13 protein-coding genes and 1 pseudogene are annotated in these 17633 nt (G+C 69.0%); 7 read left to right on the top strand and 7 right to left on the bottom strand.

Features of this window, described 5'->3' with window-relative positions:
* Positions 1 to 346 precede the first annotated feature (346 nt).
* From ACWCPQ_RS29740 to ACWCPQ_RS29730, 3 genes are all read left to right on the top strand, one after another.
* Complete coding sequence (locus tag ACWCPQ_RS29740) at positions 347 to 2017, top strand: DNA repair helicase XPB (protein ID WP_449905017.1); 1671 nt, start codon at positions 347 to 349, stop codon at positions 2015 to 2017.
* A gap of 40 nt (positions 2018 to 2057) precedes the next feature.
* On the top strand, positions 2058 to 2726 hold the full coding sequence (locus tag ACWCPQ_RS29735; RefSeq protein ID WP_449905015.1) for a DUF3239 domain-containing protein: 669 nt from the start codon (positions 2058 to 2060) through the stop codon (positions 2724 to 2726).
* Positions 2727 to 2883: 157 nt separating this feature from the next.
* A complete protein-coding gene (locus tag ACWCPQ_RS29730) occupies positions 2884 to 4287 on the top strand; it encodes a M1 family metallopeptidase (RefSeq protein ID WP_449905013.1) in 1404 nt (467 codons plus the stop codon).
* Positions 4288 to 4307: 20 nt separating this feature from the next.
* Here the strand turns inward: ACWCPQ_RS29730 and ACWCPQ_RS29725 are convergent, their stop codons facing one another.
* On the bottom strand, positions 4308 to 6581 hold the full coding sequence (locus ACWCPQ_RS29725) for a helicase-associated domain-containing protein (RefSeq protein WP_449905011.1): 2274 nt from the start codon (positions 6579 to 6581) through the stop codon (positions 4308 to 4310).
* A gap of 133 nt (positions 6582 to 6714) precedes the next feature.
* Between ACWCPQ_RS29725 and ACWCPQ_RS29720 the strand changes: the two genes are divergently transcribed.
* Positions 6715 to 6903, top strand: coding sequence for a hypothetical protein (locus ACWCPQ_RS29720; RefSeq protein ID WP_449905009.1), 189 nt, complete (start codon positions 6715 to 6717; stop codon positions 6901 to 6903).
* A gap of 69 nt (positions 6904 to 6972) precedes the next feature.
* On the opposite strand, the gene ACWCPQ_RS29715 is transcribed toward ACWCPQ_RS29720, so the two are convergent.
* Both ACWCPQ_RS29715 and ACWCPQ_RS29710 read right to left on the bottom strand, forming a co-directional pair.
* Positions 6973 to 7632, bottom strand: coding sequence for a transglycosylase family protein (locus tag ACWCPQ_RS29715; protein ID WP_449905007.1), 660 nt, complete (start codon positions 7630 to 7632; stop codon positions 6973 to 6975).
* Positions 7633 to 8011: 379 nt separating this feature from the next.
* Positions 8012 to 8257, bottom strand: coding sequence for a hypothetical protein (locus tag ACWCPQ_RS29710; RefSeq protein ID WP_449905005.1), 246 nt, complete (start codon positions 8255 to 8257; stop codon positions 8012 to 8014).
* A 188-nt stretch (positions 8258 to 8445) separates the two neighbouring features.
* On the opposite strand from ACWCPQ_RS29710, the gene ACWCPQ_RS29705 reads away from it, so the two are divergent.
* Positions 8446 to 8865 (top strand): cold-shock protein, encoded by a 420-nt coding sequence (locus tag ACWCPQ_RS29705; protein ID WP_449905021.1) that lies wholly within the window; start codon positions 8446 to 8448, stop codon positions 8863 to 8865.
* 56 nt (positions 8866 to 8921) lie between these two features.
* On the opposite strand, the gene ACWCPQ_RS29700 is transcribed toward ACWCPQ_RS29705, so the two are convergent.
* The 3 genes and pseudogenes from ACWCPQ_RS29700 to ACWCPQ_RS29690 all read right to left on the bottom strand — a co-directional run bounded on the left by ACWCPQ_RS29700 (position 8922) and on the right by ACWCPQ_RS29690 (position 12666).
* Entirely contained in the window at positions 8922 to 9428 is a 507-nt protein-coding gene (locus ACWCPQ_RS29700) for a DUF2771 domain-containing protein (RefSeq protein ID WP_449905003.1), read from the bottom strand.
* Positions 9425 to 10849 (bottom strand): annotated as a pseudogene (locus ACWCPQ_RS29695) (MFS transporter); the annotation flags it as partial. The pseudogene ACWCPQ_RS29695 and the gene ACWCPQ_RS29700, both read right to left, overlap by 4 nt.
* 1043 nt (positions 10850 to 11892) lie before the next feature.
* Positions 11893 to 12666, bottom strand: a complete 774-nt coding sequence (locus tag ACWCPQ_RS29690; RefSeq protein ID WP_449905001.1) for a glutaminyl-peptide cyclotransferase — start codon at positions 12664 to 12666, stop codon at positions 11893 to 11895.
* A gap of 17 nt (positions 12667 to 12683) precedes the next feature.
* Between ACWCPQ_RS29690 and ACWCPQ_RS29685 the strand changes: the two genes are divergently transcribed.
* Entirely contained in the window at positions 12684 to 13877 is a 1194-nt protein-coding gene (locus tag ACWCPQ_RS29685) for a DUF3027 domain-containing protein (protein WP_449904999.1), read from the top strand.
* Between the two features lie 222 nt (positions 13878 to 14099).
* A complete protein-coding gene (locus ACWCPQ_RS29680) occupies positions 14100 to 16874 on the top strand; it encodes a sacsin N-terminal ATP-binding-like domain-containing protein (protein WP_449905019.1) in 2775 nt (924 codons plus the stop codon).
* Positions 16875 to 16888: 14 nt separating this feature from the next.
* On the opposite strand, the gene ACWCPQ_RS29675 is transcribed toward ACWCPQ_RS29680, so the two are convergent.
* Positions 16889 to 17515, bottom strand: a complete 627-nt coding sequence (locus ACWCPQ_RS29675; RefSeq protein WP_449904997.1) for a TetR/AcrR family transcriptional regulator — start codon at positions 17513 to 17515, stop codon at positions 16889 to 16891.
* Positions 17516 to 17633: the final 118 nt, after the last annotated feature.

The following is a 17633-nucleotide window of genomic DNA, read 5'->3' as shown; positions in this document are numbered from 1 at the left end:
TTTCGGCGCGCTGGCGCGCGCGGGGTCGAGGCCCCCGAAGTCTCGCCGTTCAGGCCTCGAGACTCGAGCCTTCGGCTCATGCGCTTTCGAGGCCTGAACGGCGAGACGGGCCTCAACCCTTTGGGGTGTCTCGTAAAACTCGACTCGGGGGGTGCGGTGGCAGTCGAGGTTCCGGTCGGCATGCGGGCCGGTTGTGCTCGGGTGGGGGTTTCTCCTGTTCTGGGCGGGTGGGAACCTGAATCGGGTAGTGGCCTGTGGGGGTGGGGGACGTGTTCGGGATCACCGCCGACGATCCTGTCGGTGAGTTCGGGGACAATGGGCGTCAGCCGAGGTGAGGAGGTGTCCCGTGGCGGACGGGCCGCTGATCGTGCAGAGCGATAAAACAGTCCTGTTGGAGGTCGATCACGAACTGGCGAATGTGGCGCGTCAGGCCATTGCGCCGTTCGCGGAGCTGGAACGGGCGCCCGAACACGTGCACACCTATCGGGTGACACCGCTGGCCCTGTGGAACGCCCGGGCCGCGGGGCACGACGCGGAGCAGGTGGTGGACGCGCTGGTCGGCCATTCCCGCTTCCCGGTTCCGCAGCCGCTGCTCGTCGATATCGTCGAGACGATGGCCCGTTACGGGCGGTTGCAGCTGGTCAAGCATCCGGCGCACGGCCTGACACTGGTGAGCCTGGATCGGGCGGTGCTGGCCGAGGTGCTGCGGCACAAGAAGATCGCCCCCATGCTCGGCGAGCGGATCGACGAGGACACGGTGGTGGTGCACGCGTCCGAGCGCGGGCACATCAAACAGCAGCTTCTCAAGATCGGCTGGCCCGCCGAGGACCTGGCCGGATATGTCGACGGCGAAGCCCATCCGATCGATCTCGATTTCGACGGCGCGAGCTGGCAGTTGCGCGACTATCAGGAGATGGCCGCGGATTCGTTCTGGGCGGGCGGGTCCGGTGTGGTGGTGCTACCGTGCGGCGCCGGTAAGACGATGGTGGGGGCGGCTGCGATGGCGCGTGCCAAGGCCACCACCCTCATCCTGGTGACCAATACCGTCGCAGGCCGGCAGTGGCGGCGGGAGCTGCTCGCGCGCACCTCGCTCACCGAGGAGGAGATCGGCGAGTATTCCGGGGAGCGCAAGGAGATCCGTCCGGTCACTATCGCCACCTACCAGGTGATCACCCGCAAATCGAAGGGTGAGTACAAGCATCTGGAATTGTTCGACAGCCGGGACTGGGGCCTGGTGATCTACGACGAGGTGCATCTGCTGCCCGCTCCGGTGTTCCGGATGACGGCCGATCTGCAGTCCCGGCGGCGGCTCGGACTCACCGCGACACTGGTTCGTGAGGACGGCCGCGAGGGCGATGTATTCTCGCTGATCGGTCCCAAGCGCTACGACGCGCCGTGGAAGGATATCGAGGCCCAGGGCTGGATAGCTCCGGCCGACTGCATCGAGGTCCGGGTCACGCTGACCGATGCCGAGCGGATGTCCTATGCGACGGCCGAGCCCGAGGAGCGCTACAAACTCTGTTCCACCGCGCATACCAAGATCGCCGTGGTGAAGTCGATTCTGGACCGGCACCCCTCGGCGCCCACTCTGGTGATCGGCGCCTATCTGGACCAGTTGGAGGAGTTGGGCACCGCCCTGGACGCCCCGGTGATCCAGGGGTCGACGAAGAACAAGGAACGCGAGGCCCTTTTCGACGCATTCCGCCGCGGTGAGATCCCGGTACTCGTGGTGAGCAAGGTCGCGAATTTCTCCATCGACCTGCCCGAGGCGTCGGTGGCGGTGCAGGTTTCCGGTACCTTCGGTTCGCGCCAAGAGGAAGCCCAGCGGCTGGGCCGATTGCTGCGCCCGAAACACGACGGCGGTCAGGCCCATTTCTATTCCGTGGTGGCCCGCGACACACTGGACGCCGATTACGCTGCACATCGGCAACGTTTTCTCGCCGAACAGGGTTATGCCTATCGGATAACGGATGCCGATGATCTGCTGGGCCCCGCGATCGGTCCCGGCGAGCAATAGCAGCATTCCGAACTCGACGAATTGTGTTAGGAATGGCGACGTGCGACGCTTCGAATTCGCGGTGGACCGCCGGCATGCCCACGCGGTCAACGAAGTCGTCGCCGGACGCCGCCGGGTGCGTTTCGCCGCCGTTCCCGTCGCCTTCGGCGCCGCCACCGGCACCGCCTACCTGGTGTGGCTGGGGCACCCCTGGTCCTATCCACTGGCTCTGGCCGGCGCGCTCGGTGCCGCGACAGCGTTGTGGGTGGCGGTGTGGGCACCGCGCCGCGCCGGTATCGATCAGCTCTATGCCGAGGGGGAACTGGTGCCGGCGGTGGTCGCACCGATCCGGTCGCGCGGTGCGGTACTGCTCGCGCTGGTGAATGTGGCCCGGCGCGATACCGGGGAGTCGCGATACGCGCTGGTCACCAGGAAGGTACGGCAATTGCCGGGGCACCGGGTGACCGAAGGGGAGCGGGTCCCCGCGGTCACGGTCCGCGCTGACCGCACCGCCCGTTCGATCGGCGAACGCTGGCTTCCGGTCGAGGCGATGCCGATCGCCTGGGGAACCGCGGATACGGCCGTGATCGACCGCGCCCGCGCCGCCATCGCCGAGATCGAATGGCGTTTGCTCGCCGACAATCTCGCCCTCGCCGAACAGGTCCACCGCAGTGCGGCCAAACGACTGTTGCTCGACCCGGACCGCCTACCGGACGGCCTCGGCGCCTGAATCGTGGCACGCGACATTACGCCGGTGGTCCACGGCGGCCCGGAAACGCTCGCGCGCCGCGTTTTCCGGGGGTGCCGGGATCCGGGGCCGGCAGCGACTAACGTCGTCGACCGGGGTAACCGGGAGAATACGAGTCGAGCACGGAAGGTGGAATCGCATGAGGCTCACCCGCTGGCTGATCGCCGCGGTGCTCGCGCTGTCGAGTCCGGCCCTGGTGCCGGTCGCCGCGCAGGCGCCGTCCGCGTCGTCGGCGGGATCGGAGGGCATGGGCGATCCGTACTTTCCCCGGGACGGTAACGGCGGTTACGACGTCGCACACTACGATGTGACGCTCGGCTACGATCCGGCCGATCACCAGCTCACCGGCTCGGCCCGGATCGATGCCGCGGCCACCCAGCCGCTGACGTCCTTCGATCTCGATTACAGCGGCCCTCCGGTGCGAACGGTGCGGGTGAACAATATGCCCGCCGGATTCGAATTGCGGAAACCGCACGAACTGGTCGTACACCCGGCGTTGCCGCTTCTGCCCGGCCTGCCGTTCACCGTCACCGTCGATTACGCGGGTACGGCCCCCGATACGCGCGGCGCGGGCTGGACCTACGCACCGACCGGCGGCGCCTTCGCCACCGGACAACCGCATTCGGCTTCCACCTGGTATCCGCTCAACGATTCGCCGCGGGACAAGGCCACATTTACCCTGCATACGACCGTTCCGGAGGAATGGCAGGTGATGTCGGGCGGCACCAAAGTGCGCGACGATGTGCGAGACGGTTTCCGCACAGTGAGCTGGGAACAGCGTTATCCGGTGATCGGATACCTAACCACTGTGGCCATCGACCGGTTCGAATTCCTGGAGCAGCGCCGGGCGAACGGGACCCCACTGCTCAGCGCTTTCGCGCCAGGTGCCGAGGATCTGCGCCAGTACGAGGAGAAGCTGCCGCAGATCCTCGATTTCGCCGAAGGTCTCTACGGCCCGTATCCGTTCGACACCGGCGGTGGGATATTCCTGGCCGCGAAGATCCCGTTCTCCCTGGAAACCCAGACCCGGCCCACCTATGCGTCGTGGGCCGATCTGAACACGGTGGTGCACGAGACGGCTCATCAGTGGTGGGGCGATTCGGTCTCCGTCCAGAACTGGTCCGATATCTGTCTGAACGAATGCGTAGCCAGCTATACCGCCGACTACCTCTGGCCGGAGCGGACCGAGGGCGCCGATGTGGACGCGAAATACCGTGACACGATCCGGGAGATGTCGGCGAAGCCGAAATTCTGGGAAGTGCCGCTACAGGATCCCGGACCCGAGGATATGTTCACCTCGGTCTACTACCGGGGACCGCTGTTTCTGCATGCCCTGCGTAAACAGCTGGGCGACGACATCTTCTTCGGCGCCTTGCGTGAATTCGTGGCGGCGCACGCCTACGGCAATGCTTCGATGCCGGAGTTCCGGACCTTCATCCAGTCCAGATCACCGACCGATCTCACCGGGTTCTTCGATGCCTGGCTGCGCGGCACGACCCCGCCGCCGGACCAGTACCTCTATCCGGGTTCGCTGCGCGGCTGAGTGATCCGGCGGCGGCACGGCTACTCGAGCAGCGCGACCGATGAGATCCGGTGCAGCGTGAACTGCCGGACCGTTCCGGTGACCGGATCCAGCGCTTCGAGCTGACCGTTGCCCACCCGCACCGGTTCGACGACCCGCTGGATCGCGGTGCCTTTGGCGTCGACATAGCCTATGTGGACCTGCCGCCGCACCCGCGCCGCCAGTTGGAGCAATGCCAGAGCGGCGGCCGTACTCGTGCGGGTGCCGTCGCTGCGTACCGCCTGCCCGGAGGCGGCGGTGGCGGCCCGTTCTCCGGCGCGTAGCTCGGTGACCAAGAGCTCCAGCTGATCGCTCGTCGGCGGCGACGGTCGGTACGGCTGCCGGGCCAGCGGCCGGACACTGATCCGCGCACCGCGCTGCCGCAGGTCCACGATCGCGCCGGAAGCATCCTCACCGGCAGGTGCGAAGCCTGCCGCGCGCAGCTGCTCGAACAATTCGCCCAGCGGCGCCTGCGATATCGCCACTGTCGGCGCGATACCGCGCAGTGCGAGGGTTTCGGCGACGGGGGAGACCAGCACCTGGGCCAACAGCGCGGGATCCTCACTGCGCACGAACGACTGTGCCATTCCGGCCCGCAACCGGCCGTGCCGCCGGGCCACATCGTCGATCAGATAGGTGAGTGTCTGCGGGACGGGAGTGCGGGAGTGCCGGCCGAAGAGACTGTGCAGTTCCGCGGCGGTGAGACCGGCGTCGAGTGCGCGGCGCAAGGTGGGTTCGCCGATCCGGTAGACGGTGGCCGCACCGGCCGATTCCACATCGGCTACCAGCTCGATCCGGCGTTGCAGATCGGCGGTGAGCGGTCCCGGTGCCACCACCGTCAGATCGGCCTGGACCAGGACATGGTCCACCGGGTCGGGGAGCGCGGCCTCCAGTGCCGCTTCGGCGGCCGCGAGAGTATCGGTGAGCATCGTCCGGGCGGCGGTGGTGAGCGCACCGCGCCCCACCAGTCCGAGTGCGGCGGCCTCGTCCAATGTGTTGTCGACGACCTGGCGCCGGAAGTGCCGCCGGCGCCGCGGGGTCCGCCATGCCAGCAGGCGCGCGAGGTCGCCGGGATCGAGCTCGGTACCGGGTGGTTGTTCGGCGAGGGTTTCCAGCACGATTCGCCGGTCCCGTACGGCATACGGCACCCGGAGCTCGTGCGCGAGTGCCGCCAGCGGCTTGTCGGCGGCGTCCCGCAGACCGATCATCCACGGATTCCGGTCCAGCTCCAGCCAGGCGTGGGCGAGTGGCACCCAGCGGCGGGCCGCCGGTGCTTCCAGCCAGGAGTCGGCGGCGGGTGTCGGCGCCCAGAAATCGTCGGCGTCGGTCTCCGGTGCCGGATCGGGGAAACCCTTCTCGATCAGCTTCGCCGCCGCCAGTAGTTCCACCAGCAGACCCGCCCGGGTTTCGTCGATCCTGGCGTGCTTGGCGATCCGGCGCAGTTCCCGCACGCCCAGGCCACCGGCCCGCAGCGCCGGCGCAGGTAGCTGCCCCAGTACTTCGAGGATCGCGGCACAGTGCCGCAGCAGTTCGCCGACCTCACCCGCACCGACGCCGTCGACCTCGGCTGTCCGGTGCGGGGTCGCCCGCGGCTCGGGCTCGGTCAGCCGGTACGGGTCGGTGACCGGTTCGCCGCGCAGCAGCTGACCCACCGCGGGCGGAAGCTCCACCGTCTCGTCGTCGATCCGGCGCAGCAGCCCGGCAGCCAGCAATCGAGGCACCGGACGGTCCGCCGGTGCGTCCGGCGCGGCGTCGCGGGTGCGCCCGCGCGGGCCGGTTTCGGCGAGTTTGTCCAACAGCGCACGTTCGGCGGCGAGCAGATCGGTGAGTGCCGCGGTGATCTCCGGTTCGGACAGGGCGCCGGCGGGGTCGGCTCCGCTGCCCAGCGACCACGGCAAGGCCTCTGCGGTGGCCGGTACCAGCCGGATCCGGTCGCCGTCGAACCAGAGCAGTGCCCGGTCGGCCAGTTCGGTGACCGCGGCGTCCACCGTCGCCGCCTTGGCGCGGGGGCGCAGCGCGCGTTTGAGTTCGATACGGGTGAACGGCTCCCCGCCGCCCGCGGTGTGCAGCGCCAGCACCTCCACGATCGCGAACGGTACGGTGCCCAGTTCATCGGCCGCGCGCAGGACCGAGGCACGTTGTTCGGCGCGAGCGGCGAGCACCGCCATGGAGGACGGCAGCGGTACCGCCAGATCGGGCCGGCGTTCGAGGAGAGCCACCAATTGTGCGTCGGATCGGGCACCGAGCCAGGCGGTGAACGAGTCTTGGCCGGTCATCCGGTCCAGACTAGCCGGGGCTGCCGGTTCGGTGGGGCCGCGGCCGGGTAGCTGTCGCCGACCGGGCCTGCGACGTGCGGTACCGAGGTGGTTGACGTGCGGCCCCGTGGCGCGGCCGTGCCAGAATGAGGAGGTGGTGAACAAATCGAAGAAACCCTACGTCGACAACGGCTGGCCCGAGGTGGCCGACGGCGATCACGCTGTCACCGAGTTGTCGTCGTCCCGCTCCGGTAATCTCTCGCCGTTCGGTGAGGACACCGAGTTCCCGCTGGCTGCCGACAAGCTGCCGTATCTGCACCCGCAAACAGTGATCAACCGCTGAGCGCACGAACGAAAGAACCCCGCGTCACCTGATGGTGAGGCGGGGTTCTTTCGTTGCCGGGGCGCCCGTTCAGGAGGGCAGCAGGCCCTTGTTGGCCTCGAAGACATTGAGCAGGCCGGGATCGAGCTGGGGGGTTCCGGCCTTGACGGCCTCGAACAGATCCAGCGCGGGCTGCGGAACCTGGACGCCCTGTGCCTGGACGGCGGCGAGCGCGCGATCCACGGCGGTGTAGACCTCCTGGGTCTGCGTGGGGGTCTGGGCCGGAGCCTGGGTCTGGGTGCCGGGCGCGGCATGGGCACCCGGGGTCTGGGTTTCGGTCTGGACGGCCGGAGTGTCGGCCGGGGTTTCGCGCGGGGTCGAGCCGCTGCTCAGGCCCAGCGAGGACGAGCAGGAAGGCCAGGCACCCCAGCCCTGCGAGGCGAGTACGTTTTCGGCGACGTCGATCTGCTGTTCGCGACTGGCCTGGTTCGCGGTCGGCGCGTACTGCCCGCCGCCGTTGGCCTGCCAGGTGCTCTGCGAGAACTGCAGTCCGCCGTGATAGCCGTTACCGGTGTTGATGGCCCAGTTGCCGCCGGCTTCGCACTGTGCGAGTCGATCCCAGTCGGAGTCGGGTGCCGCGCTGGCGGTACCGGCGAGGGCAACGCCCGCACCGCTGATCATGGCGCCGGTGACGGCGACCTTGGCCACAGTGCGACCGGTATTGGTGGGCTTGCGATGGCGTCCACTCATTCGGGTTCGTCTTCCTCTCGTACGCACCTGCGAGGTATTCGCTCGGGTCCAGGCTGAGAGGGTGCCCGTCCCGCCCTCGCCCCTCTTGGTTTCCGTCGGGTTCCGGTACCCGCGGGGCGAGGTTCGGTGCGGCGGGCCGGTGGGCCGGTGTGCCCGGCTGGGGTAGACGGTACGACGTTCCCCGCGAAAAATCACTATTTGGTAACCGGCGTGTGCGGATGGGTTGCGGAGCGGTCACGGCGGTCGCGATCGGACTCTGCGCAGCTAGTAGAGCCGCGTCGGGGATCGGTCGCAGGACACGCTGTGCCGTTATCGGGCTGTTATGTGATTATCATCACATAACGCTTCGGTCGCGACACGGCCGGGTATTCGACAGTCGTCACCTGGATCGGCGACCCGAGCGCAGCGCGAAGATCAGCGCCGCCACGAAGCCGACCGGAGCCAGCATCGCGCCCAGGTACAACCAGAGTCCCGGCTCGCCGTCCGTGAGGATCGGCGTCAGGAAGATCGCTACGACGGACAGCAGCCCGAGTGCGAAGAGCGCGAGCGCGAGCTGCAGCAACCAGTTGCCGGGGGTGCGCCCGGGTGGCGGGCCCGAGGGCCCCGGATCGGCGGAATTCGTCACCGTTCGACCGTAAAACTGATGTGCTGGCCCCGTACTCACCGGGGTAGACTCGGACCGATCTCGCGTCCTGCATGCTTGTGGGGCGCGTTTTTCGAGTAGTGGACAAGACCTGCCACCAGCGGGTTTCAGCAGATGAGTGTGACCGGGCCCGGTGGGCCGGGCGCCGAACAGACGAACGGATGAGCGCAGTGCCGACCGGCAAGGTGAAGTGGTACGACGTGGAAAAGGGCTTCGGCTTCCTTTCCCAGGACGAGGGTGAGGACGTCTACGTCCGCTCGTCCGCGCTGCCCCAGGGTGTCGAGACGCTCAAACCCGGTCAACGGGTCGAATTCGGGATGGCGGCCGGTCGGCGCGGGCCGCAGGCACTGAGCCTGAAATTGGTGGAGGCGCCCCCGTCGGTGCGGCAGAACCAGGAGCGCAGCCCCCGCAAGGAGCCGGTCGCGCGCAAGCACAGCCCCGACGAACTGCACGGCATGGTCGAGGACATGATCACGCTGCTGGAGGCGAAGGTGCAGCCGGATCTGCGCAAGGGCCGCTACCCGGATCGCAAGACCGCACAGCGCATCTCGGAGGTCGTACGCGCGGTGGCGCGGGAACTCGACAGCTGATCCGACGCGCGAGAACGTTCGGGCCGGCCGGTTCATCCGGCCGGCCCGCTCTCGTATCAGGCCGTTTTGATCGACCACACCGCGTGCGGAACGGGGAACTCGTTACCGGACTCGTCGATCGCGATGATCATCACCTGCAATTCCACCCCGATCAGTTCCAGTCCCGGTTCGGGCCGGGACTGGACGGTCAGGGCGCGAGTGTTCGCCGGGTGATCCCGATAGGAACTCGGCTGCTCGATCAGCTCACCGTTCTCGCGGGCGTAAAGCGGCAGCAGTTCCCACGGACTGTCGACCAGTTCGTCGGGTAGCGAGATCTGCAGGGGATTCCCGGCGGGCACCTCCAGGAACACGGTTTCACCCTGCCGGCAGTCCTGCATCCGCACCGTGCAGTAGCGGAACGGCGGCACCGTGACGCTGGTGCCGTGGGCGTAGGCGGTGAGTTCGGGGTCCTTCGGTTCGGCGTTCCGCGCCAGCAGCCAGACCACACCGGCGGTGGCGGCCACCAGCACCAGGATCCCGGCCAGGGCCAGCGCGAGGGTCGTGCGGACTTTGTTCGTACTCACCGGGCGGCTTCTCCTCGTAGGGGGTCGTAGTGCGGAACTTCCTGTTCGGCGTGCAACGGCCGGCGACCGCCGAGACCGGGCAGCAGACTGAACCCGCGATAACTCAGCACAGTCTGGACCAGCCCCCCGACCAGCACCGCACTGACCACCGCGAAACCTTTCCAGTAGTCGGTCGGCAGCAGTACCCCACCGGCGCCGCCGATCACCCAGCTGAGCTGCAGCACCGTTTCGGAGCGACCGAAGCCGGAGGCGATCGACTCCGGTGGGAGATCGTCCTGAATGGCGGCGTCGAGTGAGACCTTCGCCAGCGCGCTCGCCCCCGACGCGATCAGCGCGGCCACCGCCGCACCGAACAGGTTGTCCATCACGACGGCGAGTACGGCCACGGCCGTGCATCCGATCGTGCAGTTCACCACGATCAGCGAGGGTCGGCCGAGCAGCAGTCGGGCCCCGGTGGCATTGCCCGCGAAGTTGCCGATGGCGGCTGCCGCCCCGACCAGGCCCAGCATCGCCGCCTGCTGTACCGGGCGATGTTCGGTCGCCTTGGCCACGAAGGCGATGTAGAAGGTCAGGAATCCGGTGAGTACACGGATACTTCCGTTGCCCCACAGCCCGGTGACGACTGCGCGGCCGAGGGGCTGGCGGCGTTTGCGGGCCGGTATCGCGGATTCGGTGGTGGGATCGAAGGCCTCGGTTTCCGCGTCGCGGGCGTGATAGCCGAGGGTGGTCGGTACCTCGCCCTCGGTGATCTCCACCCAGCGCGGGATCTTCCAGCTCAGATACGCTCCGCCGACGGCGATTCCGGTGGCCAGGATCAGCGCGCCGGTCGAGCCCGCGACAGCGGCGGTCAACCCGGCGACACCGCCCGCGCCGAGCGTCCCGCCGACCAGTCCGAAGACGGTCAGTCGGGAATTCGTCCGGACCAGGTCTATATCGGGGGGCAGGACTCTGGGTGTCACCGCACTCTTGAGCACCGCGAACGATTTGCTGAGCACCATCATGCACAGCGCGAGCGGGTAGAGCACCCAGCTGTCGAAACTGAAGATCAGCACCACCGCCAGGACCGCGCGCACGGCGAACGAACTGGCCAGGGCCAGCCGGCGGCCCCGCTGCAGCCGGTCCAGGGCGGGACCGATGAGCGGCGCGATGATCGCGAACGGCGCGATAGTGATCAGCAGATACAGCGCGACCTTCGTCTTGCTCTCCGCGGTCGCGCTGGCGAAGAAGAGGGTATTGGCCAGGGCGACCGCTATCGCGGCGTCCAGCGCGAAGTTCGCCATGGTGGCGTAGGTGAGCGCCGTCAGACCGGATTTGTCCGCACCGTCGGCTTCGGCCGCCCGCCGGAAGGTGGCGATTCCCTTCTCGGTGATCTCCCGGCCACGCATGGCCGCCACCCGGGTGACGGTGAGTTTCCGGGGTACGCGCCGGCTCTCGGGATCTTGTTCCGAACCGGCGTCGGCGCTCGGATACTCCTTGGTCGGCGTCGGCCCAACGGATCTGCCACCGTCCGCCCCGGGCTGCCGATCGCCGGTGCTGCTCGGTGCAGTGCGATCCTGAGCGGCGGCGTCCGGCGCCGGTCGGTCCCAGGTTTCCCGGCGGCCCTCGGTCGAGGGAGGACGATCACCGGCACCGGATCGGCCCGGATCGCGCCGTGCGCCCGGATCGGGCGAGCGGGCCGGACCGGCGGAAGCACGGTCATCGGCGGGCGGACCCGGCCGGTTACGGGGGACGGGCCGGTCCGTCCCGGAGCCGGAGTCACCGGCCGTGGGAACGAAGCTGCCCGCTGGGGGAGCGGAGTTGCCCGCGCGGGAGCCGCCGGAACCGGAGCCGCCCGGAGCGGAGCCGCTGGGCACCGAGTCATCCCGACGCCCGCCGCCCGGAGCGGAACCGTTCGCGGCGTAACCCGGACCGGGTCGGCCGCGCTCGCCGCCGGACCGCGGCTGTCTCTCGCCGGAGAAGGACGGAGTGCCACTCGGCTCACCGCCCGGCCGGCCGGCCGTTCCGCGCTCGACCGGCGGATCGACCGGTTCTCCCGACCCGCGTGATCCGCTCAGCGACCCCAGCATGCGAGCGAACCGCCCCGCCCGCCGCGCCGAGCGGTCCTGGTCGGCCGCCACCGGCGGGACCTGATGGCCGCTGCGTGCCGACCCGGACCGGTGGCCGTCCGGGCGTGTGGTGCCGGATTCGGCGGCGGGCAGTGGACGGGTCGGTGGCGGGGCCGGTCGAGGGTTGCCGGGGTCGGGCTCGTGATTGCGGTGTGGCACGTTCGGCGGGGGGTAGCGGTCGAAACCTGGATGCCGCTGGGGTGGCGGAGACTCGCCGGCGGGCCACTGACCGCGATCGGAACCGGAGGGCTCGCGGGAAGTGGGCACATCATCAATTCTGGCCCACGGCGGCGGCCCGCAAACGCCCCCCTGCTCACGACGGCCGGAAAGTGAGATGTGTCGCTGTCGGGCCGCGCCGGTCAAGCCGGGACGAAACGGACTTCGAACACCGTGGGCCAATACTTTCCGGTGATCAGGAAGCGGTCGGTGCCCGGGATCTGGGCGATACCGTTGAGCACGTCGGTCTGTGCGCGCTCGGTGGCCGGCAGCAGTCCGGCGGCATCGACGACGCCCAGGACACGCCCGGTGTCCGGATCGATCCGGAGAATTTCGTCGGTGGGCCAGGAGTTCGCGTAGACCGAACCGTCCTCGGCGCATTCGAGCTCGTTGAGGCGGGCGTCGGTGTGACTGGTCAGTGCCACCGAACCGGTCGGTGCGAAGGTCTCGGGGTCGCGGAAGGTGAGTCCGGCCGAACCGTCGCTCATGACGAGTCGCCCGTCTCGGGTGCACAGACCCCAGCCCTCGCCCGGGTAGTCCACCCGGTGTCTCTCCGCCAGCGTCCCCGGGTCACGTGCGAACGCGACCCCTTCTTTCCAGGTGATCTGCCACAGCGTGTCGCCGGCCAGGGTGATGCCTTCACCGAAGTAGGGCGGCGGAAGCGCGACACGGACCAGTTCCGCACCGGTTTCGCGGTCGGTGGTGCGGATACCGGAGTACCCGACCATCCCGGTGCTCTCGTACAGCACGCCGTCGTGGATTTCGAGGCCTTGGGTGAACGCGCCCAGGTCGTGCCGGTGGGTCGCCAGCACCTCGATACCGAGCCGTGGGACCGCGCCTCCGGTACTCCCGCAGGCGGCTGTGGCGAGCAGGCAGACCAGCGTGGCACCGACCCAGGTACGCCGAGTGCGCTTCATACGGCAAAATGTAGTCCGTGAGCGCAGTATCTGTTTCGGACACCGAGGTGCGGACGATCCTTGCCGGGGCCGTCGACCTGGCTCGTAGTGCGCTCGTGGACCTGGAGCCGACCGGGGTCGGAGTGCATCTGGGGGTCCGCGCCGAGGACGAATGCTCGGCGACGCACCGCTTCGAGGCCACCCTGCCCGGCTACCACGGATGGCAGTGGGCGGTGGTGGTGGCGGCCGCGCCGGACACCGACCGGGTGACCGTGAGCGAGTCGGCGCTGCTGCCCGGGCCCGACGCGCTGATCGCGCCGGACTTCGTGCCCTGGGATCAGCGAATCCGCCCCGGCGATCTGGCGCCGGGAGATCTGCTCGCCCCGGCCGCGGACGATTCGCGACTCGCCCCCGGCTACACCGCCACAGGTGACCCCGAGGTCGACGAAGTGGCCGGCCAAGTGGGGCTGGGCCGGAAACAGGTGCTCAGCCGCGAGGGCCGGGAGGACGCGGCCGAACGCTGGTACGCCGAATTCGGACCCGATACCGAGATGGCCAAGGCGGCGCCTGCCTCATGTGAGAGCTGCGGTTTCTATGTCCCGCTGGCCGGTGCCCTGCGTGCCTGTTTCGGTGTCTGCGCGAACGCAATGGGCGCCGACGGTCATGTGGTGCATATGGGGTACGGCTGTGGTGCCCATTCGGATACCCAGTTGCCGACCGGCGCCGGATCACCGATCTATCAGGCCTACGACGATGCCGCGATCGAGCTCGTCACCGTGACGCCGGCCACCGGGACCGAGGCCGGAGCGGCTGCGGAGTCCGGCGCCGGCCCCGCCGCGGAGTCCGCGGCCGCACAGACTTCCGCCGAACCCGCCGGTCCGTCCGCTGTCGATGCCGGCGCGCAGACGCCCACCGACGGCCCGGCGGCCGAGTCCGCCGGCGAGCCGACCGGGGAAGCCCGCGATGCGACCGCGGCGGATCCGGCTGCGCGGACCATCGAGGGCCGTACCGCTGAGTCGGCCGACAGCCCGGTCGCCGAGACATCCGGCAGCTCGCGTACCGAATCCGCTCCCGCCGCACCCGCGGATTCCACGGCTACCGCCGACCCCGCTACGGAAAGCGCCGAACCGGTCGATACCGGTGCCGAGAGCGCCGGTCATCCCGGTGCACCTCGGCCGGATCCGGCTCCCGCGGAAGGGGAGGATCCCGCTCCCTCACCGGAAACTCCCTGATCGACGGACTGCCCGCCGACCCTTGCGCGGCATTGCCCCGGCGCCGGTTCCGCGGCTACTCGGGCCCGTCCGGTGACCCTACGTGCGTGGCACGATCGGCGGATCCGGGCACGTAGGCTGGCTCGGGTGAGCGAGACCGGTGCGGTGGGCGAAACGTTCGGGCCAGTGGGAACGGATGCCGGTACCGCGGACCCCTTCGACACGGCGGCACTGCGCGCGGCGGTGCTGGCCGCCTGGCGTGATTCGCCGACCCGGCTGCGTGAGGACGCGACCACCGAGGCCGATCTGGTACGTGCCGGTTATCGCGATCGGCTGCTGACCGAGCTGGCACAGAACGCGGCGGACGCGGCGGTGAAAGCGGGAGTACCGGGCCGGGTCACCGTGCGGTGCACCGGCCGCACGTTGTCGGTGGCCAATACCGGCGCGCCACTGGATATATCCGGAGTGCACGCGCTGACCGCGCTGCGGGCTTCGGGGAAATCCGGGAGCGGTGGCGAGACCGGCCGTTTCGGTGTCGGGTTCACCGCGGTACCGACGGTGAGTGATGAGCTCGAATTCCGTTCCACCAGTGGCTCGCTGCGTTTCTCCCGGGAACGCACCCGGGCGGCCCTGAGCGCCGCCGGGGTGGCCGTGCCGCAGGCCGAGAACGAGTTCGTGCCACCGGTGCTACGACTGGCCTGGCCTGTGGCCGCCGCCCCGGTCGAGGGTGCCGATTCCGAGATCGTGCTGTGGTTGCGTGACGGTATCGACCCCGGCGCGCTGCTGGAATCCATGCGGGCCGAGGCCGTCGATCTGCTGCTGGAGTTGCCCGCGCTGCGGGAGATCCGCATCGGTGACGATGTCGTGCGCGCCGAAACCGGCGATTCGGGGCTACCGGGAGTCGGCGAGTTACGGATCAGCGGCCCCGGAACCGAGCAGCGGTGGTGGGAGTTCCGGACGCCCCGGGCGCGTTGGCTGCTGCCGTTGCGCGACGGAGTCCCGGTGCCGGCCGACCCCGATGTGCTGCGAGCGCCGACCCGTTCCGACGAGGAACTGTCGCTTCCGGCAGTGCTCATCGCCGATATTCCGATGCAGCCGGACCGTCGCCGGTTGCTACCCGGAAACCATCCGGCCGAACTGGTCGCGGGCTACGCCGATTTCGCTCGCGCGCTGCCCCGGCGCTCACGGCTGGTACTGGTGCCGCCACCGGCGTTCGCCCGAAGTGAGACCGACGGTCTGTTACGTGCGGCGATCCTGCGTGAACTGCGGACCGGAGTATGGCTTCCGGTGGTCGCTGTGCCACCGGACACCGGCAGCGACGAGGTGACCGCGGCCGGCGATACCGACGGGCAAGGCCGGGTGGCGGTACCCGCGCGGGCGAGTGTGTATCCCGATCTCTCGCCCGAGCTGGCCGGGCTGCTGGGTGGGGTGCTGGATCCGCTGGTCGTCCCGGACCTGTCCGGCGCGCGGTACGCCGAAGCGCTCGCCGCACTGGAGGTGCACCGGCTCGGTCCGGCGCGCCTGGCCGAACTCTGCGCCGGGCTGGACCGGGCTCCGTCCTGGTGGTTCGCTCTCTACGCCGCGCTGGAACCCTTCGTCACCGATCCACTGACCGTGGAGGAACTGGGCGCCCTGCCGGTCCCGCTGGCCGACGGACGGCTGGTGACGGGGCCGCGGACGGTGGTGCTGGACGACGAACTCGCCGCCCTGCCCGCCGCGGTTCCGGTGCATTGGGCCCGGCTGGTGCATCCGGAAGCATCGCATCCGCTACTGGCGCGGCTCGGCGCGCAGCAGGCGGGGGTAGCGGATCTGCTGTCGGACCCCGGGCTACAGGCGGAATTGACCGAGCACCCCGCCGATCCGGAGACGGTCGAGGCGGTACTGCGGTTGGCCGCGGCCGCCGACCCGGCCGAACTGCCGGATTGGCTCGGCATGCTCGAACTGCCCGACGCTTCCGGTGCTCTGCGACCGGCCGACGAACTGCTGTTACCCGATGCCCCGTTGATCGAACTGCTGGTGCCGGATTCGCCGTTCGGGGTCGTGGCCGGGGAAGTGGTCGCCGAGTACGGTGCCGAGGCGCTGCGGGCAATCGGGGTCGGCTGGGATTTCGGGGTGGTCGCCGAAACCGATCCCACCGGTCCCGACCATCATCTCGACGGCGAGGAAACCTGGTGGGCCGAGCTCGCCGCGGACCCCGCGGAGCTGGTCGCGGTCCGTGATCTGGATCTGGTGGACGACGCGGCCTGGCCGGAGGCGCTGTGGCGGTTGCTGACCACGGAACGCACCCGGCCGCTGCTCGCCGATCCGGATGGGTACACGGCGTGGTGGTTGCGTCAGCACGCCCGGATCGACGGAGTCGCGCTGGGGGGTTACCGGCATCCGGCGGATACCGAATTCGCCGGACTGCTACCGGAACTCCCGATCACCGGGCTGTCCGCTGTCGATCTCGATGCGTTGCGCGGCTGTCTCGCCGATCCCGTGGCTCTGGATCTCGCGCTGATCGAAACACTGCTGGCAGCGCTGGCCGACGACGAGCGGTCGCCCGTTCCGGAAGTGGTGTCGCTGATACACACCCGGCTGGGAGCGGCCGTACCACGACTGGATCTCACCGAGCTCGATCCGCCGGACCGGGTCCGGGCCCTCTCCGGTGCGGTGATCGACGCCGGTGACGCACTGGTACTGGACCAGCCGTGGTTCGGTCTCGCGATACCCGCGGACCGCCTGGTGGTCGCGGATCCGGCGACCGCTGTCGATCTCGCCGCCCTGCTGGATCTGCCGTTGGTGTCCGAACAGGTCGACGCCGAAGTGATCGGAACCGGCCACGAAACCGATTGGGCGGGGGAACCGCTGGGGGTCGTATTGCGCGGGCTTTTCGCGCTGCCACCGCAGGATGGGCCCCTGATTCTGCACGACGAACTGTGTGTTCGGCTGACGGGTGCGGTGACCGCGACCGTGGCCGTCCCGTGGTGGCGCGACGGGACCGCGACCCATGTGCTGCGGCCGGGCCGTCGCTGCTGACCGGCGGCGGCCGATCAGTCGGCGTGCCCGGCCAGGGCCTGGGCGAGCAGATCCAGTTGGGTACGAACGCTTTCGCTGTCGTTGTCGACCAGCCAGCGCAATACGATGCCGTCGATCACGCTCAGGGTGAAGCGCGAGAGCTGGGGCACCGGAACCTTCCAGGTGCTACCGGTGGCATCACGAGCGTGGTCGAGGATATCGGCCACCGTGGAATCGTTGAAGTTGTACTGTTCCCGGGCGATCGCCAGTTTGGCGGGAGTCTGTTCGCCTTCACGCAGTGCGTAGGTGGTGGTTTCGTAGGTGAGCAGCTGACGTTCCGGTGTGGCTTCGATATTGAGCCACATGAGTTCCAGTCCGGCACGCAGCAGATCGCGTAACGCGGTGTTACCACTACCCGCTTGCTGCCAGACCGATTCGTTGGCGTCCACCGAATCGCGCAGCTCCATCGACAGCGCCTTGACCAATTCGGTCATCAGCGCGTCTTTGTTCTCGAAGCAGTAGTGCACCACGCCTAGCGAGACGCCCGCGGCCTGAGCGACGTCACGGGTGGTCACCCCCGCGACTCCCTTTTTCTCGGCAAGGCCGATCGCGGCCTCGATCAGGTGGGCCCGTCGTTCTTCGACGCTCAATCGGGAGGACACCTGAGCGAGTCTGACCCGCTCGACCCGAACAGTCAATTCCCCGGACGAGGGCTACCGGTGCCGAACACCGCGCCGGAATTTCAGGCCCGCTGCCTCGGACGATGCTCTGTAACGCCGC

It is taken from the genome of Nocardia sp. NPDC001965 (assembly GCF_053594175.1).
This window is presented reverse-complemented; position numbering and strand designations above follow the sequence as displayed.

Coding starts and splice junctions, on each gene's coding strand:
- ACWCPQ_RS29730 (WP_449905013.1), top strand. CDS start 2,884: ATGAGGCTCACCCGCTGGCTGATCGCCGCGGTGCTCGCGCTGTCGAGT.
- ACWCPQ_RS29690 (WP_449905001.1), bottom strand. CDS start 12,666: ATGAAGCGCACTCGGCGTACCTGGGTCGGTGCCACGCTGGTCTGCCTG.
- ACWCPQ_RS29725 (WP_449905011.1), bottom strand. CDS start 6,581: ATGACCGGCCAAGACTCGTTCACCGCCTGGCTCGGTGCCCGATCCGAC.
- ACWCPQ_RS29715 (WP_449905007.1), bottom strand. CDS start 7,632: ATGAGTGGACGCCATCGCAAGCCCACCAATACCGGTCGCACTGTGGCC.